At 33.5% G+C, this 23,150-nt stretch carries 17 protein-coding genes; 7 read left to right on the forward strand and 10 right to left on the reverse strand.

All coding sequences use genetic code 11. The annotated features are described in order from the left end of the window. Nucleotides 1–52: 52 nt before the first annotated feature. From A5893_RS11635 to A5893_RS11645, 3 genes are all read left to right on the forward strand, one after another. On the forward strand, nucleotides 53–526 hold the full coding sequence (locus A5893_RS11635; RefSeq protein ID WP_068822741.1) for a Rossmann-fold NAD(P)-binding domain-containing protein: 474 nt from the start codon (nucleotides 53–55) through the stop codon (nucleotides 524–526). Between the two features lie 8 nt (nucleotides 527–534). Then, nucleotides 535–1,899 carry an oxygen-independent coproporphyrinogen III oxidase gene (gene hemN, locus A5893_RS11640; RefSeq protein ID WP_068822742.1) on the forward strand — a complete coding sequence of 455 codons (1,365 nt, stop codon included), beginning with the start codon at nucleotides 535–537 and terminating at the stop codon, nucleotides 1,897–1,899. 128 nt (nucleotides 1,900–2,027) lie between these two features. Further along, entirely contained in the window at nucleotides 2,028–2,735 is a 708-nt protein-coding gene (locus A5893_RS11645) for an SDR family oxidoreductase (protein WP_068822743.1), read from the forward strand. A 72-nt stretch (nucleotides 2,736–2,807) separates the two neighbouring features. Here A5893_RS11645 and A5893_RS11650 read toward each other — a convergent pair whose 3' ends face one another. Beyond that, a complete protein-coding gene (locus tag A5893_RS11650) occupies nucleotides 2,808–3,665 on the reverse strand; it encodes an SGNH/GDSL hydrolase family protein (RefSeq protein WP_157687549.1) in 858 nt (285 codons plus the stop codon). A gap of 96 nt (nucleotides 3,666–3,761) precedes the next feature. Further along, nucleotides 3,762–5,075, reverse strand: a complete 1,314-nt coding sequence (locus tag A5893_RS11655; protein ID WP_232456851.1) for an MBOAT family O-acyltransferase — start codon at nucleotides 5,073–5,075, stop codon at nucleotides 3,762–3,764. A gap of 598 nt (nucleotides 5,076–5,673) precedes the next feature. Between A5893_RS11655 and ffh the strand changes: the two genes are divergently transcribed. From ffh to gltX, 4 genes are all read left to right on the forward strand, one after another. After that, entirely contained in the window at nucleotides 5,674–7,020 is a 1,347-nt protein-coding gene (ffh, locus tag A5893_RS11660; protein ID WP_068822746.1) for a signal recognition particle protein, read from the forward strand. 475 nt (nucleotides 7,021–7,495) lie between these two features. Beyond that, complete coding sequence (locus A5893_RS11665) at nucleotides 7,496–8,521, forward strand: ligase-associated DNA damage response exonuclease (protein WP_068822747.1); 1,026 nt, start codon at nucleotides 7,496–7,498, stop codon at nucleotides 8,519–8,521. A gap of 70 nt (nucleotides 8,522–8,591) precedes the next feature. Next, nucleotides 8,592–10,208, forward strand: a complete 1,617-nt coding sequence (locus A5893_RS11670) for an ATP-dependent DNA ligase (RefSeq protein ID WP_068822748.1) — start codon at nucleotides 8,592–8,594, stop codon at nucleotides 10,206–10,208. Nucleotides 10,209–10,388: 180 nt separating this feature from the next. After that, nucleotides 10,389–11,921, forward strand: coding sequence for a glutamate--tRNA ligase (gene gltX, locus A5893_RS11675; protein ID WP_068822749.1), 1,533 nt, complete (start codon nucleotides 10,389–10,391; stop codon nucleotides 11,919–11,921). Between the two features lie 23 nt (nucleotides 11,922–11,944). Here the strand turns inward: gltX and ccoS are convergent, their stop codons facing one another. The 8 genes from ccoS to A5893_RS11715 form a co-directional block, all read right to left on the reverse strand. Further along, nucleotides 11,945–12,124, reverse strand: coding sequence for a cbb3-type cytochrome oxidase assembly protein CcoS (gene ccoS / locus A5893_RS11680; RefSeq protein ID WP_068822750.1), 180 nt, complete (start codon nucleotides 12,122–12,124; stop codon nucleotides 11,945–11,947). Beyond that, nucleotides 12,121–14,508: a heavy metal translocating P-type ATPase gene (locus A5893_RS11685; protein ID WP_068822751.1), complete on the reverse strand. Its 2,388-nt coding sequence runs from the start codon at nucleotides 14,506–14,508 to the stop codon at nucleotides 12,121–12,123. The genes ccoS and A5893_RS11685 overlap by 4 nt, the downstream gene beginning before the upstream one ends. Nucleotides 14,509–14,625: 117 nt before the next feature. Further along, a complete protein-coding gene (locus tag A5893_RS11690) occupies nucleotides 14,626–15,321 on the reverse strand; it encodes a response regulator transcription factor (protein ID WP_068822752.1) in 696 nt (231 codons plus the stop codon). A gap of 396 nt (nucleotides 15,322–15,717) precedes the next feature. Then, on the reverse strand, nucleotides 15,718–16,533 hold the full coding sequence (locus A5893_RS11695) for a hypothetical protein (protein ID WP_068822753.1): 816 nt from the start codon (nucleotides 16,531–16,533) through the stop codon (nucleotides 15,718–15,720). Between the two features lie 26 nt (nucleotides 16,534–16,559). Next, complete coding sequence (locus A5893_RS11700) at nucleotides 16,560–18,428, reverse strand: sensor histidine kinase (protein WP_068822754.1); 1,869 nt, start codon at nucleotides 18,426–18,428, stop codon at nucleotides 16,560–16,562. Nucleotides 18,429–18,659: 231 nt separating this feature from the next. Further along, nucleotides 18,660–20,981 carry a glycoside hydrolase family 3 N-terminal domain-containing protein gene (locus A5893_RS11705; RefSeq protein WP_068822755.1) on the reverse strand — a complete coding sequence of 774 codons (2,322 nt, stop codon included), beginning with the start codon at nucleotides 20,979–20,981 and terminating at the stop codon, nucleotides 18,660–18,662. A 79-nt stretch (nucleotides 20,982–21,060) separates the two neighbouring features. After that, complete coding sequence (locus tag A5893_RS11710; protein ID WP_068822756.1) at nucleotides 21,061–21,852, reverse strand: glycoside hydrolase family 16 protein; 792 nt, start codon at nucleotides 21,850–21,852, stop codon at nucleotides 21,061–21,063. Nucleotides 21,853–21,871: 19 nt separating this feature from the next. Beyond that, nucleotides 21,872–23,143 carry a PKD domain-containing protein gene (locus tag A5893_RS11715; protein ID WP_068822757.1) on the reverse strand — a complete coding sequence of 424 codons (1,272 nt, stop codon included), beginning with the start codon at nucleotides 23,141–23,143 and terminating at the stop codon, nucleotides 21,872–21,874. Nucleotides 23,144–23,150: the final 7 nt, after the last annotated feature.

The raw sequence follows: 23,150 nt of genomic DNA on the forward strand, positions 1-23,150 counted from the left end.
TGTTAGCTATAACGGAATGGCATTTCCCCTCCGCTAAAACAACAAGATTAATATGAAGGCAGTTGTTTACAGCACTCAACCTTTTGAAAAAGAATTTTTAGCAAAAGCTAATCAAAAAATGCATGAAATTACGCTTATATCCAACGCTTTAGGCATGGATACCGTAAATTTTGCAGAAGGAAAAGACGCTGTGATCGTATTTACTAAAGATGATTTATCTGCCCCGGTTATTCAAAAGCTAAAAGAGTTTGGTATAAAATATATTACTACCAGATCTGCCGACACCACTAATATCGATAAAAAAGCCGCCTCTGCCGCTGGAATGAAAGTGGCCAATGTGCCGGAAGATTTCTCTAATTTAACCAAAGCAGGAGCCTACCAAAAAATAGCAGAACAAAGCATTAAAAATCTTAATAATTGGCAAGCTAATAAATGCGTTGGTAAAGCTTGCGCTTGTGGTATTTCCTGTCAGAAAGATTTTAATTCTAGTAAGGATTCCTTATCCGATGACACCCAAATACTTTAACAAGAGTTATGGAAAATCCCGATTTAATTCAAAAATATGCCATAGCTACCCCAAGATATACCAGCTATCCAACCGTTCCTTACTGGGATCAAGAAACTTTTTCTAAAGATAAATGGATTAAATCAGTTAAGAACGCATTTAATGAAAGCAATTGGAGAAGTGGAATCAGTTTGTATATTCATTTACCTTATTGCGAAAGTTTGTGTACTTATTGTGGTTGTAATACACGCATTACCATAAATCACGAAGTAGAAGTGCCATATATAAAAGCCGTTGCCAAAGAGTGGCGATTGTATAAAAACTTTTTGGTAGATAAGCCCATTATCAAAGAACTCCATCTCGGTGGCGGCACACCAACTTTTTTTAGTCCTCAACATTTAAAAAATTTAATAAATGATATTTTAACAGATTGTTTAATACATCCTAATGCCGAGTTTTCATTTGAGGCACATCCAGCAAATACAACACCTGAGCATTTAAAAGTTTTATATGATTTGGGTTTTAAGCGTTTAAGTTTAGGCATACAAGATTTTGATGAAAAAGTTCAACAGGTTATAAACAGGCACCAAACAGTAGAACAAGTAAAAGAGATAACAGATTTAGCCAGGAAAATTGGCTATAAATCCATCAATTATGATTTAATTTATGGGCTTCCGCTACAATCCGAAATCGGCTTAAAATCTACAATTATGCAAGTCATCGGCTTAAAGCCGGATAGAATTGCTTATTATGGTTACGCACATGTGCCTTGGGTTAAGCCCGGACAAAGAATGTTTACGGAGAAAGATTTGCCAAACACTCAAGAAAGGCAAGTTTTATATGAATTGGGAAGACAGATGTTAATTGCTGCAGGTTATATTGAAATTGGAATGGATCATTTTTCCTTAAATAGCGATAGTCTTTTTACAGCACAACTTACCGGCAATTTGCACCGTAATTTTATGGGTTATACACATCAATATACTCAATTGATGATAGGTTTAGGCGTTTCGTCTATTAGCGACACCTGGAACGGTTTTGCACAAAACGTTAAGAAGGTAGAGGATTATTTAAAATTAGTTAACACTTATGAAATTCCTGTTTTTAAAGGCCATATTTTAAACGAAGAAGACTTATTAATGCGCAAACACATTTTAAATTTAATGTGTAAAAATGAAACCAATTGGGATGAAACCGATTTATTAAATCAGAATTTTAAACTTAGTTTATCTTTTTTAAAAGATTTTGAAAATGAGGGCCTGATTGAAAAAACAGCGAATAGCATAAAAGTCACAAAATTGGGAGAGCGTTTTTTAAGGAATATTTGTGCAGTATTTGACCTCAAATTACAAAAAAAGCAAGCTGAGAAAAATGTTTTCAGCACTGCTGATTAACACCAATTATTCAAAATCTTAAACAACCTAATTATCAAAACTTTAAACTTTCATTTTATTTGGATAAATAATTGCAGAAACAATATAGCTGTAAAAAGGCTTGTTTAATTATATATCAAATAAAAATCATGCAAAATTTAAAAGATAAAGTCGCTTTAATTACAGGCGCAAGTAAAGGAATTGGATATGGGATTGCCGAGGCATTATTAAAATTGGGAGTCAAAGTTGCCATTACCAGTCGTTCACAAGAAAGCGCAGATGAAGCAGCGAAAAAATTAGGAAGTGATGTTTTGGCCTTAGCCTCTGATGTTAAAAGCGCTAAATCTCAGCAAGAAGCTGTTGATAAAACCATAGAAAAATTTGGCTCATTAGATTTTTTGATTGCAAATGCAGGCGTTGGTCATTTTGCACCAATTGATGAAATGGAAGGAGAAGATTGGCATAATGTGATAGATACTAATTTAACGGGCGTTTTCTTAAGTGTTAAATCGGCTTTGCCAGCTTTAAAAAAATCTAAGGGATACATCATTACTATTTCTAGTTTGGCCGGAACCAATTTTTTTGCCGGCGGAAGCGCATATAATGCGAGCAAGTTTGGCTTAACTGGTTTTTCACAATCAATCATGTTAGATTTAAGAGAACATGGCATTAAAGTAACTACCATTATGCCGGGTTCTGTTGCCACTCATTTTAATGATCATGAACCGGATAAAAATAAAGATGCCTGGAAAATACAACCTGAGGATATTGGGCAAATGGTTTGTGATTTATTAAACATGAATCCACGGACTTTGCCAAGTAAAATTGAGGTTAGGCCAACTAAAACTTCTAATTAAGATTATTTTACTTCCCGTCATGTTAATCCGCTAACTAGCGGATCAGCATGACGATTTTGGTAGCTGGTTTATTCAACGATCTTTTAAAACCTCATCAGCAACCAAATTAGAAAACATCCTTGCTCCTTCTACATTTAAATGTGGATTATCGTGATACAAATTGGGATTGATCAGCGGGATATAATTGGAATAATCTAAAAAAGAAATGTTCTCTTTTTTTGCTATTTGCTTGCCAATCTCTATGGAAGAATCCTTAAATCGATTTTTACTTAAATAAGGAGAGCAAACAATTAGTAATTTGATTTTCTGTTTCTTACAGGCATTAATAAATGTTTTGTATGCATTTATTTTTTTGCTGTCAAGTGCATAATTTTGTGGAAAGCTGTAATTTTTTATAGGGAATTTCCAGTTATCGCGTAAAGCAATAAATCCTTTAACATCATCATGTCGCCTTTTATTAATTTCTGTATTTCCTATGGCGATAGTGAGCAACTCAGAGTTAAAAGGGTAAATATTTGACAGCAATTTTAATCTTTCATACTTTCCTCTCATTAAAATGATGGAACGCATTTCTGGATGGGTTTTATAATAAGGAAGTAGCGACGAAAGCACATCGTAACTATCATCTATTTTTTCAAATTCTTGTAAGTTTAAATCCAAGATGATAATTTTTGGGGTGTATCGTTTTAAAACCCCTTTTAAAACAGCTAAATGATATAAAACTGGACTTCCATATCGCCCAACATTATAAGATGATAATCCTAATTTCTCTTCAAAAATAGTCGGCATATAATGATTACAAGCTCTTGAAGAACCAAAAATCAATAAATCTTCCTTCGTTTTTTCTATAGCGTAAGTCGCTTGATATTGCAGACCACTTTCTTGCTTAAAATAAAAATAGCGAAGGGTGTTACCAATTGAAAAATCCAATATAAAAACCAGAAGAAAAAACAAGCAGAGTTTGGTTATAAAAAACCAAAAATTACTTTTCCGAAGTGTAAAAATCAGTTTATCTAAAATCATGTTTTAAAATTGAAAATAGATAAATTGCCCACCATCAAAAACTCCGAAAAGTAAAATAATAATTACCAAAGAAGCGTAGGAAATGTTTCTAATTATCCAATTTTTGCTATTAAAAAATGAAACGTTTCCTTTATAATATTCTCTTTTATATTCAATAATAAACAATAGCCCAATACTCACTAAACAATAAATCATTTTAGAAGGGTTTTCAATAAATAGAGGTCCATTTAATGTTGATATTTTTTTGATAATGATAAAAGCATCATCAACATTATTTGCTCTAAAAAATATCCAGGCAAAGCAAATCAACATAAATGTGACGATGATTTGTACGCATCGTGATAAAACAGGAATATTGTTTAATCCAATAAAAGCATTAAACTTCTCTCTCGCCGGGGATGAAATATTGGCAAAAATGAGATAAAAACCATTTAATGCACCCCAAATAATATAAGTCCAATTTGCACCATGCCACAAGCCGCTAATAAAAAAAACAAGAAACAAATTAAAATACCATTTTGGGATAGAAACTTTATTTCCGCCTAAAGAAATATACAAGTAATCCTTAAACCAAGTTGATAAAGAAATATGCCAGCGTTTCCAAAATTCGGCAACGTTTCTGGCAAAATAAGGGCGATTAAAATTGGTCATTAAATGAAAGCCCATCACTTTTGCTACGCCAATTGCTATATCAGAATAGGCAGAAAAATCACAATAGATTTGAAAAGCAAAGAAAACAGTAGCGACAAAAAAGCTAAAACCAGAATGATGCTCGGCATTGTTATAAACAGCATTTACGTACAAAGCCAATCTATCGGCAACCACCAATTTTTTAAAAAACCCCCACAGAATTAATTTTAACCCTTCAACAATTCTAAAATATTCAAAGTTGTGTTTTTCTCTAAATTGATGTAATAAATTTTGCGGCCTTTCTATTGGGCCCGCCACTAATTGTGGGTAAAACATTACGTATAAAGAATAAACCCCGAAGTGTTTTTCTGCTTTTTGGTTTCCTCTATATACTTCAATTGTATAACTCATGGCTTGGAAAGTATGAAAGGAAAGCCCAATTGGAAGTAAGATACTTAAGTATGGAATAGGATTACTTAACCCGAAACCATGCATCAAAAAAGAAAAATTATCGTTTAAAAAATTGAAGTATTTGAAAATACAAAGGACAGAAATATTAGCAATTAAGCTAACGATCAAAAACACTTTTCTTTGTTTGCCTTTCGCATTTTCGATACATATCCCAGCGAAATAATCTATCACAATGGTAATTCCCAGTATCAAAATATAGATGGGAACAAAAGCCATATAGAAATAGCAACTGCTTGCTAAAAGCAAAATCCAACGCCATTTATGCGAAATAGTAAAATATAGAGAGGTAACTATTAAGAAAAAAAATAAAAAATGGAAGGAGTTGAAGAGCATTTGCCATTAATATTTTTTAAATATATGAATTTGACAAAGATGCAGAAGAGATAAAATAAAAAACGCTCCACGTTCCGGAGCGTTTATCTACATTAACACATTAATTTAACTAAATCTCAATTGTAGACTATTGAAAAGTACTTTAATATTTTTTAAATAAATATATATCCTAATAGACGCCTTATCTTATAAAACGTTACATAAAAAGAAATTTTTTTTTTTGCTTATGCCGATTTAAACTTTAAACGCTAATCTTTTCTTTCAAAATGATAACTTTGCAATCCATTAAATAGTAAAATGGAGGGTTTGTGTTTTAAGGCAGTAGAGCGTTAACGATTGAAGCGGCATCCTTTTTTTCTTTTTTAAGAAAAAAAGATATAGCGGAAAGCGTGTTAAAACGCCCAAAACATTTCTTAAAATAAAAGACACCTCCATATTTAGGGGTAAACCAAAATGATTTATCTAGAAAAGAAATAATAGCATGTTTGATAATTTGCAGGAAAAGCTCGAGGGAGCATTTAAGGTTTTAAAAGGACAAGGAAGTATATCGGAAATTAACGTGGCAGAAACCATGAAAGAGATTAGAAAAGCTCTTTTAGATGCCGATGTTAATTATAAAACCGCAAAGAGTTTTACAGAAGATGTAAAGCAGAAAGCTTTGGGAGAAAACGTTTTAACGGCCATTTCTCCAGGGCAATTGCTTACTAAAATAATGAACGATGAGCTGACCAAATTAATGGGCGGCAGTGTTGAAGAGTTAAATATCAAACAAAATCCTACCGTGATTTTAATTGCGGGTTTAAATGGAGCGGGTAAAACTACTTTTACCGGTAAATTAGCTTTATACCTAAAATCTCAAAAAGGAAAAAAACCTTTATTGGTTGCCGGTGACGTTTATCGCCCTGCGGCAATTGACCAATTAGAAGTTTTAGCCGGACAAGTTGGTGCAGAAGTTTATACCAATCGTGAATCTACCGATCCAGTTGCTATTGCTTTAGAGGGAATCGCTCATGGTAAAAAGAACAGAAATAACGTAATCATCATAGACACAGCAGGTCGTTTAACGTTAGATGATGCCTTGATGGATGAGATTGCCGAAGTTAAAAGAGCAACCCAACCTCAGGAGATTTTATTTGTGGTAGATTCCATGACGGGTCAGGATGCCGTAAATACCGCAAAAGTATTTAACGACCGTTTAGATTTTACAGGCGTTGTTTTAACAAAATTGGATGGTGATACACGTGGTGGAGCAGCTTTATCGATAAAATCGGTTGTAAATAAACCGATTAAATTTATTGGTACCGGAGAAAAAATGGACGCCCTGGATGTTTTCTATCCAGATAGAATGGCATCCAGGATTTTGGGAATGGGTGATGTGATTTCCTTAGTAGAAAGGGCACAACAGCAATTTGACGAGAAAGAAGCGGCCGCTTTACAAAAGAAGATACGTAAGAATAAATTTGATTTCAATGATTTCTTGAGCCAGATACAGCAGATCAAAAAAATGGGTAACATTAAGGATTTGATGGGAATGATTCCTGGTGTGGGCAAAATGATGAAAAATGTAGATATTGATGATAATGCTTTCAAAGGAATAGAATCAATTATTAAATCTATGACTCCGCATGAACGTGAAAACCCCGACAGCATTAACCAAAGTAGAAGAACCCGAATTGCAAAAGGTAGCGGTAACGAAATGGCTGAAGTAAACAAATTGATCAAACAATTTGAAGATATGCGAAAAATGATGAAGCAGTTCTCAGATCCATCTGCAATGGCAAAAATGCAAAAGATGATGAAGGGAATGCCAAACGGGGGAATGAAATAGTTTTTCCCTTAAATAATTTAAACCTCCGCTTTGATAAAAGAGGAGGTTTTTTGTTTTAAAGATTTATTGTTTGAATTTTGATTTACATGATTAGAGGATTTTCTCGATTAAATAAATCAAAATCAGATTAGTGAAATAATTTATTTAATGAATTTAAATTGGTGAAAATCCGTGTATTTGTGGCAAAATTATCTGAATCTCGATTTTAGGATTTTAGGATTTTCTTGATTAAACCATCAAATCCATATTATCGAAATCATTTGTTGTATACATTCTGATTAGTGAAAATTAGTGTATTAGTGGCAAAAAAATCTCCCGCAGACTTCGCTGATTTTCGCAGAGCGATGTGCAAATTAAATCACGCAAATAATTCTTTTTGTCCTTAAATCCTGTAATCAAGATTCAGACAAAAGATTTAGACAAATTTTGGTTTGATATTTGAAAACATAATTCCACATCAAATGTCTATAAGTCAATGTCCAAAAAACCCCTTTTAGAGTTTAACCAAAATGGAATTTACTGTGCTGCGGGAGATTTTTATATAGATCCTTGGCGACCTGTAAACGATGCGGTTATTTCTCATGGACATAGCGATCATGCAAAATGGGGACATAAAAAATATTTAGCACACACACTTTCTCGTGAGATTCTTTACTACCGTTTAGGGGAAATCAATTTAGAAACGATGGACTACGGCGAGAGTAGGGTTAAAAATGGTGTGAAAATCACTTTTTATCCAGCGGGTCACATTCCTGGTTCAGCCCAAATTAGAGTTGAATATAAAGGAGAAATTTGGGTTTTTTCTGGTGATTACAAAACTGAAGACGATGGACTTTGTGCGCCTTTTGAGCCAGTAAAATGCCATTCTTTTATTTCTGAATGTACTTTTGGAATGCCTGTTTATAAATGGGCACCACAAAAAGAAATTTTTGATGGCATAAATAGTTGGTGGAGCCAAAACCAAGAAGAAGGAAAAACTTCTGTTTTAGCCGGTTATTCTTTAGGAAAAGCGCAACGTATTCTGCAAAATTTAGACATGAATTTAGGTAAAGTTTATACACATGGCGTAATCCAAAACTCTAATGAAGCATTGATTAGAAATGGGATTAATTTGTATGAAACCACCAGAATCACTCCCGAAACCACAAAAGAAGAGTTAAAAGGGAATATGGTCATTTGCCCACCTTCTGCGGTTGGCACACCGTGGATGCGTAAAATGTTGCCTTATTCTTTTGGATATTGCTCGGGTTGGATGGCTATTCGTGGAGCAAAAAAACGTAGAGCCGCAGACCGAGGTTTTGTGCTATCAGATCATGCCGATTGGGATGGATTAATTTCTTCCATAAAAGCTACCGAATGTGATACCGTTTATTTAACCCATGGCTCAACAGCAAGTTTTAGCAGGTATTTACAAGGAATTGGTTATGATGCAAGGGAATCAAAAACCCTTTATGGTAATGAGGAAGAAGCGGATTTAGAAAAAGAAGGTTCTAATTTATGAGACAATTATTAATCATAAAATCATTAGAAAGGGAAGTCCTCTCTCTTAGAGAGGATTTAGGTGAGGCATCATGAAAAAATTTGCTCAACTCTTCCTTTCATTAGATGAAACAAACAAAACCAACGAAAAAATAAAGGTTATCAAAGAATATCTTTTATCAGTTTCTGATGCTGATAAAATAAACATGTTGGCGCTTTTTACAGGCAGAAAACCAAAACGCCCAATTAATGCTACGCAATTAAAACAATGGGCTTTAGAACTGAGCGAAATACCCGAATGGTTATTTAAAGAAAGTTATGATGTAGTGGGCGATTTGGCAGAAACACTTTCGCTTTTATTGCCTGAACCGCAACATCAACAAGATAGGAGTTTAAGTTCTTGGGTAGAGGAAATTAAATCTTTGAGAAAACTTTCTGATGAAGGGAAAAAAGAATGGCTTTTAGATTCTTTGGATCAAATGGAACGTCAGGAAAAATTCGTTTTCCTGAAATTATTGACCAGCAGTTTTAGGGTTGGGGTTTCTCAAAGTTTAGTGGTAAAAGCCATCTCTCAAATTTCTGGATTGGAAACACCCACTTTAACCCATCGTATTATGGGAAACTGGGAGCCAGAAACTTTTTCTTATCAGGATTTAACAGCAGAAGAAGATGGAACTACAGATATTTCTCGTCCTTATCCTTTCTTTTTAGCCTATCCAATTCAAGAAACTTCTGAGATCAAAAAATCTGCAGAAGAATTACAAATAGCCTTAGGCAACGCAACCGAATGGCAGGCAGAATTTAAATGGGATGGCATTAGAGCGCAATTGATTAAAAGAGCAGATGAAATTTTTATTTGGAGTAGAGGAGAAGAATTGGCAACAGATAAATTCCCAGAACTACATCCTTTTATGCTCAATTTACCAAACGGAACGGTTTTAGACGGCGAGATTTTAGCCTTTAAAGAAAACCAGCCTTTGCCTTTCAATATTTTGCAAACAAGAATTGGCCGTAAAACCATATCCAAAAAAATGTTGGTGGATAATCCTGTTGCTTTTATTGCTTACGATGTGATGGAATTTGAGAATTTAGATTTAAGAAGCAAGAGTCAAGAAGATAGGCGCAAAGTTTTAGAACAAATTCAATCATCATCAACACACCAAGAAATTTTTAGAATTTCAGAAATTATTACTGCAAACGATTGGGAAAAATTGGCAATCGCTAGAGAGCAGGCGAGAGAAATGATGGCGGAAGGATTGATGCTGAAAAGAAAAACGGCTACTTATCAAGTTGGGCGTAAACGAGGCGATTGGTGGAAATGGAAAATTGATCCACTTTCTGTGGATGCAGTAATGATTTATGCTCAAAAAGGACACGGACGTAGAGCGGATTTATATACAGATTATACTTTTGCCGTTTGGGATGGCGATAAATTAGTTCCGTTTGCAAAAGCTTATTCTGGTTTAACCGATAAAGAAATTGCAAAAGTGGATAATTTTATAAAACGGAATACATTAGAGCGTTTTGGGCCAGTTAGAACAGTAAAACCAGAATTGGTTTTTGAGATTGGTTTTGAAGGGATTAATCGTTCTTCTCGTCATAAATCTGGTATTGCATTACGGTTCCCTCGTATTTTACGCTGGCGTATTGATAAGAAAAAAGAAGAAGCCGATACTTTAGAAAGTTTAATCCTCTTACTTCAAGAATAACATTTATTCGCCACAATCAAAAAGCATTATTGTGAAACTTTTAATTATTAATAAAATAACGGTTAAATTTTTAGCATAAATTTAACTGAAAGCGCACATTTTGATAAGTCTAATTTTTAACTTTGTTTAATAAATTAATTGCATGGTTTTTGTGATAAATGCTTTTTACATTCTGTTTAAATGAAAGATCAAGTAAGAGTACGTTTTGCCCCTAGCCCAACCGGCGGTTTACACATTGGTGGTGTAAGAACTATATTATTCAATTACCTTTTTGCGAAGCAAAATAACGGGAAATTTATTTTAAGGATTGAAGATACCGACCAAAGCCGTTTTGTAGAAGGAGCAGAAGATTATATTTTTTCTTGTTTGGAATGGTGTGGAATAAAAGCAGATGAAAGTCCAAGAGATGGAGGTGAATACGGACCTTATCGCCAAAGTGAAAGAAAATCTATCTATCGTGAATATGCAGAAAAACTGGTGGAAGCTGGTTATGCTTATTATGCTTTTGATACTTCAGAAGATTTAGAGAGTAAAAGACAGGTAACAGAAAATTTTAGGTACGATTATAACTCACGCCAAACGTTAAGAAATTCTTTAACCATTCCTCATGAGGCGGCAGAAAGTTTGGTTAAAGGCGGCGCACCACATGTTATCCGTATTAAAATGCCAAAAGACGAAAACATTTCTTTTACAGATATGATTCGTGGTGATATTACTTTTCATAGTAGTGAAGTGGATGATAAAGTGTTGCTTAAAGCGGATGGAATGCCAACTTATCATTTAGCGGTTGTAGTGGATGATTATTTGATGAAAATAACTCATGCATTTAGAGGCGAAGAATGGCTTCCATCTGCACCTGTACATTTATTACTTTGGAAATATTTTGGTTGGGAAAAAGAAATGCCACAGTGGGCTCACATGCCCTTAATTTTAAGGCCTGATGGTCATGGCAAATTGAGCAAAAGAGATGGCGAAAAATTTGGTTTCCCGGTTTATCCAATAAATTGGTACGATAAAAACAGCAATTTTAAGTCTGATGGATTTAAAGAAACAGGTTTCATCCCAGAAGGGTTTATAAATATGTTAGCCATGCTTGGCTGGAATGATGGGACCGATCAAGAGCTTTTTAGCATGGAGCAGTTAATTGAGCATTTCTCTTTAGACCGAATACACAAAGGCGGTGCTAAGTTTGATTATGAGAAAGCAAAATGGTATAACGGAGAATGGATTAAACAGTTAGACTTATCCGCACTTTTGCAGCCAGTTAAGGCGATAATGAATTACCACGGCATTCATAATTTTGAAGATGAATATTTAGCCAAGGTTATTGACATGGTTAAAGAACGCTGCCAGTTATTAAGCGAATTTCACCATCAAGGGGCTTTCTTTTTTAACGCACCAGAAAAATACGACACCAATTCTGTTGTACCGAAATGGTCAGAAGAAAAAAAAGCGTTTTTTATGGCTTTCGCCGATAAATTACAAAGCGCAAATCTTACAGAAAGTGCTGCTATTGAGGCTAAATTTAAAGAGCTTGTAACAGAACATAAACTAAAGATTGGCGATGTGATGTTGCCTTTTAGGATTATGCTGGTTGGCGATAAATTTGGTCCAGCTGTATTTGATATTGCAGCAACAATTGGCACAGAAGAAACAAAAAACAGAATTTATAAAGCATTAGAGGTTTTTCACCTCCATCATACAAATAGCTAGAAATTATTTTACAAGCCTCAAATTTAAATTTGGGGCTTTCTTTTTTCTTCTTCCTCTCCTAATAATTCATCATCAAATAAAATCCTTACAGATGGGGTGTATAAATCTTTGTTTTGCCCTGTATTATGCGCCCAAAAGAAAGCGCCTAAAAAAATTAAAGCTAATATTACGCTACAAGCTATTAAAAAGAAGATAATGGTCATAATTTCAATTTGTGTTTTTTAGCGCTAAAATGCGTGGCAAAACTGGTAAAAGCAATGATAGTTACGGTGCTTACAGGCATTAATATTGCAGCAATTAAAGGAGATAATTTTCCTTGTAATGCAAAGCTAATTCCTACTATATTATAACAAACGGCAATGCAAAAAGATAAGTGAATAATCTTAACGGTTGATTTTGCAAAGCTTAAAAAATTAGGTAATAGCGTTAAAGATTGTCCATCTAAAATGGCATCACTGCCAGGGGTAAAATTATTGATATTATCTGTTACGGCAATGCCAACATTACTTTTCTTTAAAGCCCCGGCATCATTTAAACCATCTCCTAACATTAATACTTTTTTATCCTGTTGTTGTTGATAATCAATAAAATCAAGTTTATTTTGAGGACTTTGGTTAAAATATAAATCACTGTTATTTTTAAAACAATTATTTAAATCAGTAGAGTTTTGGGGTTTATCTCCCGATATTAAAAAGGTACGGTAGGTATTATTTAATTGGTTTAATGTGTTTTTCAAACCAGGTCTTAACTGTTGCCTTATTTCAAAATATCCTATATAATTATCATCAATAGAAACATGAACTTGCGGAGCATTTGTAATTAATAAACCACCATCCATAACCAGATTAGCATTACCAATTAAAATCTTTTTATCATCGCAAAAAGCACTTATACCAGTTCCTAAATGCTCTTGATAACCTTGAACTTTTAGTGTTTTTATAGGACTCAAAAAATCACAAATTTTACGACTTAACGGGTGAATAGAATTTTTGCAGACGCTATAAATAATTTCTTTTTCTTTTAGATTTAATAGGCCTTTAAATGCGATATTATTACCTTCAGAATGAGTTACCGTCCCGGTTTTATCAAAAACTATGGTATCAACGGCTGCCATTTCTTCTACAACATCTGTGTTTTTGAGGTAAAATTTATTTTTATCGAAAATGCTTAAAGCGGCACCCATGGTAAAAGGCGTACTTAATGCTAAAGCACATGGGCAAGCGATGATCAATATCGCCGTAAAGGCATTTAAACCTGTTTGCCAATTTTGCGGTAGCCAAAATAACAAGGTTGAAGTAGCTAATACCAATAATACTAAGCTGAAATAGTGACTCACCTGAGTTACAAAAGTTTTAGTTTTATTGGTATTTATTTTTTGGAAGGCTTCATTATTCCATAATCCCGTAAGATAACTTTGTGAAACGAGCCTAACCACTTCTAATTCTAAAGAGCCTGCGGTTTGTCTGCCTCCTGCATAAATAATTTCTCCTAAAACTTTTTCAATTGCCTGTGATTCTCCAGTTACAAAACTAAAATCTATTAAAGCATCTCCCTTTAACAGGATCGCATCAGCAGGGATAATTTCCAGGCTTTTCACCAAAATTCTATCTCCTTCTTTTAGTTTTTCTAAAGCAACAGGTTTTGTGCTTCCATCTTCCTCAAAAACATCTACCGCTACAGGAAAAAAAGAACGGTAATCCCTTTCAAAAGATAAATGATGATAAGTTTTTTGTTGTACAAATTTTCCTATCAAAAGAAAAAACACCAATCCTGTTAAGCTATCTGCAAAGCCATCGCCGGTATTAAAAGTAAAATCTGATAGGGTTCTAATTAATAAAACGGCAATTCCTAGGGCTAATGGAAAATCAATATTCAGATTTTTTTGCTTAAGGGATTGATAAGCTCTTTTGAAATAATCCCAACCAGAATAAAAAACAGAGGGCAAACAAAAAAGCAGACTTAATAAGCTAAAAACTTTCCCAAATTGCGCATCTGATGCAGAAAGCCCGAAATAAGCCGGAAAACTTAACAGCATGGCATTGCCGAAACAAAAGCCAGCAACGGCAATTTTTGGTATCAGGTTATCTTTTTTAGCAACATCTTTATTTACAACATCTTGTAAGCTAATTAATGGTTCGTAACCAATATTAGTTAATAATTCGGCAATGTTTTTAAGCGAGGTTTGTTGTGGATTAAACTGAATGTAGACTTGTTTTTTAAGAAAATCAACACGATTTTCTTGAATTGCAGAATCTATGGTATTTAAATGTTCTAACAACCAAATACAAGAACTGCAATGTATGGATGGAATATAAAAAGTAACGGTTATTTTTTGGGCATCGGCGTAATGAATTAGCTTAGCCGCAATTTCTTGATTATCTAAATATCCAAATTTGCCAATCACTTTGTCTTGACTATCGCCCGGATGCAGGTTTAGTTTGTAATAATTGTTTAAACCTCCATTAGATAAAATACTATAAACATTAAGACAGCCGCTACAACAAAAATTTTTTTCATCTTGTTTAAGATTTTCTGTTAAGCATAAATCGCCGCAATGGTAGCACAGCGTTTGGGTTTGGATATCCATCAAAACAAATATCCTTTAATAGGGCGCTATTTTGAATGATGTTGGGAGAGTGAAAAGGTGATAGTAATCATGTTTTGGTTTTTAAGATTACGTAGATTAAAAGGATTTTTATAGCGATTAATTCACTAATAATTTATAGCCTCTTCCATGTACATTTATGATTTCTACTTTTGGGTCTTCCTTTAGATATTTCCTTAGTTTGCTTAAAAAAACATCCATGCTGCGTCCGTTAAAGTAATTATCATCATGCCAAATTTGGATTAATGCTTCTTCTCTTGTTAAAACATCGTTCATTTTTAAGCAAAGCAATCTTAACAATTCAGCTTCTTTAGTGCTTACTTTTTGAGTTTGCTCATTTAGCGAAATAATTTGAGTTTGGTAATTAAAATGATAGTTTCCAATTTCAAATTTTGTTGGTTTCGTCTCTGATGTTTGATCCTGATTTGAAACTCTTTTTAATAAAGCGTTTATTCTTAAAAGCAATTCTTCAATACGAAAAGGTTTGGTAATATAATCGTCTCCGCCTAAATTATAGGCCTCTGCTTTATCCTCCATCATTCCTTTTGCGGTAGCAAAGATAATCGGCGTATTTTGGTTTAATTTTCTGATATCTTTTGCTAAAGTAAATCCGTCTTTTTTAGGCATCATCACATCTAAAATGCAAATATCATATTCGTTTGCAGTAAAAGCTTTTAAACCTTCGTCACCATCCACACAAAGCGTTACCTCAAACTTTCCTTTTAAACTCAAATAATCTTCTAAAAGCATACCCAAATTTGGGTCATCTTCTACTAACAATATTTTTTTATTCATTGCTTTTAGTGTTTATGTGATTTTCTTTAACGGGTAATAAAAATTAAATCTTTTATATAAAAAATTTATTGACTTATAATATGCGCTATTACTTTTTGGTGAATTTCTTCTATAGGCGTATTAAAAGTATCAACTAACATTTTGTCTAATGTTTTATCTGTTGAATAATAAATTTCTAATATTCCTTTTTTTCCTTTTAATTTAAAAATCATTTCACACAAAACAGCACCCGTAACATAAAATATATTACTGTCAAATTTATTTCTGATTTTAAAACTTGTAATATCTTCAAAAGTAACATTTGGATATGTTTTTAAAGTTTTTGAAACCTGAAGTAGAGCGTCGTTATATGTTATACCTCTTGTAGGTCCACCTAGCCAAGTTGCTAACCCTTCGCTAATTATTTGGTGTCTTTTCTGCTGATTTTCTAAGAGGAAACATCATGTGTACTAATTCATGCGGAAAATTTTCATTTCCATAAGAGGTAAAAATTTCTCTTAGCGGTAAATTAGTTTGTGCACCAAAATAATAAGTCCAGTAATCAAAGTTTAATAATTTCCCAAACTCATCTGTATTTGGAAGAATATAATATTTGAAAGGCAATATTTTTAAATCAAATTTTCTTGATAAATCATTACAAAAATCAACAGCTTTTTGCGCTTCAATTTTATCAAATTTACATTGAGGATTTACTATATAAGTAATGAAATTTTCTTGATAAGTTTTCCAATCTTTAGTTCTTTCTGTAATTGTATTTTCTAATTTAAAAACGCCATCCTTATTTTTACGGGCATATAAATTTGTGATATATGCCACATCTTCTTCTACACTATCTTTGATGTTTGCATTAGATTTAAACAAAGTTTTTATTTGATATAAATTATTATCAATACTATCAATTTGTAAAATAGTTGGCTTATAATATTTGATAAACCGCTTAAAATTTTGATTAAAAATTGCATTTGCAGATCGGTCAATCGGAAGAAAATTCTGTTTCAAATAATATGGATACTCAGCCTCATTCCAATAAGGATTGGAATAACAACTATCTGGTTTAGAATTAAGATAATTAACGTACAAATGGTAAAGTTTATTCACAGCATTGTTTGTAGTATCAACCCTTGCAGAAATATTTGGCTTAATTGTTTGAGCTTTGATATAGAAACTTAAGAATGAAATGATGATGATAAGAAACGTAAGCTTTTGTTTCATATTTAGCTCCTTTTGTTTTAATGATTTTAAGCCAATGTAAATTTAATCTCAAACTCAGAGCCTTTATCTTTTTCGCTTTTTACACTGATAGAACCATTCATCCTTTTTACCATATTGCTTACATAGCTAAGGCCTAAACCAAAACCTTTTACATCGTGTAAATTGCCGGTAGGGATTCTATAAAACTGTTCAAAAATTTTCTTTTGCTGGTCTCGGGTCATACCTATGCCTTTATCTGCAATTCTTATTATAATCTTATCACCAATATTTTCTGTAGAAAGGTTTATTTCTGGTTCATTTAAGCTGTATTTATTGGCATTATCTATTAAATTAAATATCACGTTAGAAAGATGCAGTTCATCTGCAATAACGGTCGAATTTGATGCATTTAGTTCTAAAGAAACTCTTGCGTTTTTCTTTTCTAATTGTAAACTCATGCTATCTACTACGTTTGCAATAATATCGTTTACATCTTGTTGTTGTTGTTCTAGTTTTAAATCGTCTTTTTCTATTTTGGCGATGTTTAAAACGCGTTCTATATGGTTTCCCAAGCGGATGTTTTCATCATAAATAATACTAGCCAATTTGTTTACCCTCGCCTTATTATCATTTATTTCTGGATCTTTAAGGGCTTCACTTGCAATCATGATGGTTGCAACAGGAGTTTTAAACTCGTGGGTCATGTTATTGATGAAATCAGTTTTCATCTCCGATACTTTTTTCTGACGCAGGATAGAGCTAATTGTATAAATAAAGCTTGCTGCTAAAATCAATAATAAACCACCTGATGAAAGCAATACAGTACCCATATTATTTAAAATCAGGGTGTTTTTTTTAGGAAAAGTAACGGATAAATAACCCGCATCCCTTACTAAATCTTTAGAAAATAAAAGTGTTTTATAAGTATTTACAGGGATAAAGTTTACCTGTTTAACAGAAGCTTTAGTAAAAATCACAGAATCGTCTTGTACTGAGCTTATTTTATAACTATAATTTAAATTTATGCCATTATTTGCAAGTTCTAAAGCCAATAAAGAATCTATTGTTTGCGGCTGAATCCGTTTTTCTAACGGAACATTTACTTGTTGCATTTCCGAAGCAATATCTTCAAAAACAGCACTTTTATTTCCGTTTAGCTCTACAGAATCTAAATAATTATTTACTCTTTTTGCCTGGTTTTTTTCATGATTTTGTGATGCTAAACGAAGCTCTCTTTCAGAAATGCCAGTTAAGAAATTTGGTTTAGGAATAGTTTTTAAAACGGTACCCAAAACAGGGTCCTGCACCATATATTTTCTAACTGAATCTACAACGGCAACACCTCTTTTCACTATTCTTTTTCCATTTAAAACGGGAGGAGTTTCTAAAATCGATTGCCTTTGAATGGTATGTACAAAGCCATAATCATCAACAATTTGGTCAACATCAACTTTTAGGTTTACACTAAACGGAACATTATCTGCTATTACAGGCCCGTTATAAACCATTTTATAAGGATATTTTGTTCTTACTAAACTATCCCTCATTCTAAAAATACTGTCAGATTTTGCCTGATTTGCTTTCATCCTTTTAACAAAAGCAATGGTTTGATTTTCGTGTTTTAACCTATTATCTTTAGAGTAATCGGGATTTTGATTTTTTTCAGATTTACGTTTAAAGGAGGGCTTTTTTTCATTATTCTTAAGTTCACGGTCAACTTTTTGAGCTAAAAAAACCATGGCTTCTTTCTTTTCTAGCTTTGTTGATACATTTTTAAGCGCATCATTTACTGCCTGATCAAACAATTGTGATTTTAAACTATAAGATTCTTTTATAAAATAATATTGCATTGCCATAACGCCTATTAAAGCGAAGCTCATTAAAGCCATAATTAGAACAATACTTTTCTTTTTCATCTACGAATATCAAATATAACGGGTATAAATGCCCAAACTGTTTGTTTAACAATTTTTAACATTACAATTTTACGTTAAAATAGATTTTTGAGTTAGGGATAGGAAATATTTTGAGAAAGCAAAAGCCCGCAGGGCCGTAGCGATAGTCGAGTATTGGATAGCCCGTTTATAAAAAAAGGGAAGTTATTAAACTTCCCTTTTTATTAAAACCTTATAATTGATTTTATTAAATCAATTGGTAATTGTAAAAGGGCTTTGCAAATTTGCTATACTTACCTTAAAATCTCCAGACTCTACCACGGATTTATTGTCGGCATTTATAAAAGCAAAAGCTTTTTTATCTAATTTAAAGGTTACGGTTTTGCTTTCTCCTGGCTTTAAATCAATTTTTTGGAAACCCTTTAGTCTTTTTACATCAGGTGTTATGCTAGCCACTAAATCTGATAAATATAAATCGACCACTTCTTTTCCTTCTCTATTACCTGTATTTTTAACTTCAACAGATATGGTTAGCATATCATTTGTGTTGATGTTTTTAGCGCTAAGTTTTAAATTACTGTATTCAAATTTGGTATAGCTTAATCCAAAACCAAATTCATATTGTGGGTTATAATCAGCATCGTAATTATAAACGCCTTCTACTACACTTCTACTTTCTGATGGTTTATGGTTATAATTAACCAAAGAGTTTGGGAATTTTGGATAATTAAAAGGCAATTTTCCCGAAGGATTTTCATCACCAAACAAAATACTAGCTAAAGCATCTCCACCAAAATTTCCGGGTAAATAGGTCATAATAACACCTTGCATCAGAGGTTCAAATTTACTGATAATGCGAGGACGACCTTCATTCAAGACTAAAATAATGGGTTTGCCTGTTGCAGATAGTTTTTTAGCATATTCTGTTTGTAAATCTGATAAATATAAATCGCTAAGGTTGCCAGGTGTTTCTGTATAAGTATTTTCTCCTAAGCAAAGGATAATTGCATCTACATTTTTGGCAGCTTCAATGGCTTCATCCATTTGATCAGCATATTCCTCAAAATATTTTCCGTCCATTTTGTAGCTCACACCGGGAATAAAACTCACATTTTTAGTTTCAATTTTATTTTGAACAGCCTTAACCATGGTATTATATTTTGAAGCAAAATCTTCTACTTTTTCACCCTGCCACGAGTAAGTCCACCCACCGTTTAAAGTGCGCATAGAATTAGCATTTGGACCAGTAATTAATACTTTCGTGGTCTTTTTTAATGGTAAAATGTTATTGTTGTTTTTTAACAAAGTGATTGATTCTACTGCGGTCTGATAGGCAGCATCCTCAAATTCTTTGCTTCCAAATTTAGGGTAGTCTTTGTAGTTTGTAACCGGAGTTTCAAATAAACCTAATTGGAATTTTAAAGTTAAAATACGAGTAACCGCTTCGTTAATTCTACTGGTTTTTACTTTTCCTTCTTTTACTAAAGCTACTAAATCATTACAAAAAGGCTCATATTGGTAAGCAATCATAGACATATCAATACCGGCATTAATAGCCATCATAACCGCTTCTTTATTTGATGCTGCAACATGATCACGGTTATTTAAGTTTTCTATATCGCCCCAATCGGTTACAACCAAACCTTTAAAGCCCAATTCGTTACGTAATAATTGAGTAAGTATTTTAAAACTTGAGTGCACCGGAACGCCATTAATAAGACCAGAATTTATCATAATGGTGTGTGCGCCAGCTTCTATAGCAGCTTTAAATGATGGAAGATGATATTCTCTTAATGCTTGATCTGAAATAAAAGCGGGTGTTCTATCTTTTCCAGAAGCGGCCACTTGGTAACCTAAAAAATGTTTTAAGCAAGAAGCAACATGAAAGGGAGAAGAAATATCATTGTTATCACCTTCGTATCCTTTAACCATTACTTTTCCAATTTCAGAAGTTAAGTAAGGGTCTTCTCCATAAGTTTCCCAAATTCTAGGAAATCTTGGATCCGGACCTAAATCTAAAACAGGAGAAAAGTTCCAAGGAATTCCGCTTGCCCTGGTTTCGTAAGCTGTAATTTGGGCTCCCTTTTTAATTAACTCTAAATTTCTACTTGCAGCCTGACCAATTTGTTGGGGAAAAAATGTTGCACCAGCGGTGTAAGTTGTTCCGTGGATAGCATCAATCCCATAAATAACAGGAATATTTAATCGCCCTTTTCCAACTCTTTGTATTTCAGAAATGATTTTATACCATTGCTCGGTAGTTCTTGCCCTATTATTCGCTGTGTTTAATATAGATCCAATTTTGTATTTATTAAATACATCATCCATTATTTTTGGATCAAGTTCTACGGGTTCAAAACTGCTAAAACGGTCTTTACCTTTTGTAATTACGTCTACAGTTACTTGCGCCATTTGCCCAACTTTTTCTTCTAATGTCATTTTAGAAACAAGTTGCGCTACTTTCACATCAATTGGAGATTGAACGGGTTTTGTTTGCGCCCATCCATTAAAAGAGGTTATTGGCAATAAAAAAAGCAATATTTTGGAAACGCTTAAACTTAGATTTCTTTTCATGGGATAATTAAATTATAAAGCTTCTTAATATTAGAATTGATTAATAAAATTCTAATTAATTAAGAAGCTTTGATGATGATTATTTATAAACCCTGATGTAATCTACCTCAAAGGTTGCATTATTTACAGATGGATATACAGGGCCGCTGAAATTGCCGCCCATTGCCAAATTAATGATGAAAAAGAAATCTTTATTGAACGGAAGATTACTTGAGTTAGACACCGTATGAACGATATCTCCATCAACAGATATTTTGACTAATGAAGAGGTCCATTCTAAAGTGTAAGTATGAAAAGCAGTGGCAGCACTACTTATTCTTTTTGTACCGCCATCTGCAGATCCTCCAAACCGACCAGGATAATGCAGAGTTCCGTAAATATTATTAAGGTCTCTACCAAGATGCTCCATGATATCAATTTCGCCACAAGCAGGCCAAGGATTAGTATCAATGTTACTTCCTAACATCCATAGAGCGGGCCAAGTGCCCACTCCAGTAGGAACTTTTGCTTTTATTTCTACTTTTCCAAAAGTAAAGGCAAATTTCCCTTTAGATAACAATCGAGTAGACGTAAATGCATTGCCCATGTAATTTTCTCTAAGCGCATTAATTTTTAATGTACCATCTTTTACAATTACATTCTCTGGTCGCTTGGTATAATATTGAAGTTCCTGATTACCATAACCACCGCCGCCTATATCATATCCCCACTTGCTATCGTCAGGTGCGCCATCGGTATTAAACTCATCCGACCAAACTAAAGTGGTAAAATCCTCATCTAATGGCGCTGGTTTTATAGGAATAAAGGAGTCCTTTTTTTCTGTACAAGAAACAGAAAGGAGGCCCATTATAATAATTACTAGCTTTTTCATAGTTGTCAATTTTTAAATTTTAATTAGCTTTTACAAAGTAAAGGTCAAAAACCACCCCACTAGTTCCGTTACCAGCTCTTAGAACCATTTTTGTATCACTGATCTCTAAAATTCTATAAACGTTTTCGCTTGGTCTATCCGTTACAGCGATAAAATATTGATTATTAATTGGAAGATTAATTTGTCCTATACCAGCGCCAGAAGGTACATTAGTAAAGGTGTAATTTGTAGTATAATTTCTTGGTGCGGAGCAGCCTACACCGCCAGCCACTAATGTTTCTGCACCAGCGTTATAAATTATGCTATTATCTTGTCCAAATGTATAAATATCATCTGCTTGGCATGCTGGGATGGTACCTCCAGGGAAATAGCTTGTTGGATCGCCATCATTTGGGCCAACTGTAATAGGGCCGGGTACCTTACTTAAATCTAATTTCCAAGACCTTGTAGCACCACCTGTCAATAATAACTTTACATTGTCTAAATCTGAAGGGAGTTTAAATTTAAACTCTATCAAGCTACCATCACTTAAGGTCCCTCTTAAAGTCATGGTTTCATCAGTAATAGCCATTATTTGGTATTTATTACCTACTACTACATCTGTAGTGCCAATAAATGGTTTTGCTGTTCCCGCTAAATTAGGAAGTATAATCGTGGGAATTTGACCTGTTTTTGCAAAAAGTTTAAAAGTTTTAGCGTTTGCTATAGCAGGTTGACATGAATATCCTGCCTGAACGCTAAATGTTTCGCCGTTTGCATCATAATTAAAAGTGCCATCAGCAGAAAAAACAAACTTATCATCAACCTGGCATGCGGCAGCTGGTCCTGCAAAATACACTTGTGTAGCATCAGGAGAAAGAACTTTTATTGCATCACCAGCACTGCTCCAAGTCCATTTTTGAGTACCACAACTGGTTAGTTTACTAAAAGTTGTATTGTCACAAGAATTACTAACGGATATAGATTTACTGATTTGATTGCTTCCTGCAGAACCTACGGAAGTTAAATTAACAGAATAAGTTCCTCCTTTTGCATAAATGTGTACTGGATTTTTATCAGCAACCTGATCAGTTCCATCTCCAAAATTCCATTTATAAATAAATGCATCTGCAGAGGAATTGGTAAATGTTACCTTTTGCAAAAAAGGTAAAGTATCTGGAATAGATGTAACAGCAGCTGTAAAACCAGCAGTTGAAGCAGACCCTGAAATTGCAGGATCTGTTTTTTTGCAACCAAACCATGCGGCTGTAAACAGCGACAAAGTGGTTAATATGATTATATTTCTTTTCATCTTATCT

The sequence above is a fragment of the Pedobacter psychrophilus genome (assembly GCF_001652725.1).
In the GTDB taxonomy this organism is placed as follows: Bacteria; Bacteroidota; Bacteroidia; order Sphingobacteriales; family Sphingobacteriaceae; genus Pseudopedobacter; species Pseudopedobacter psychrophilus.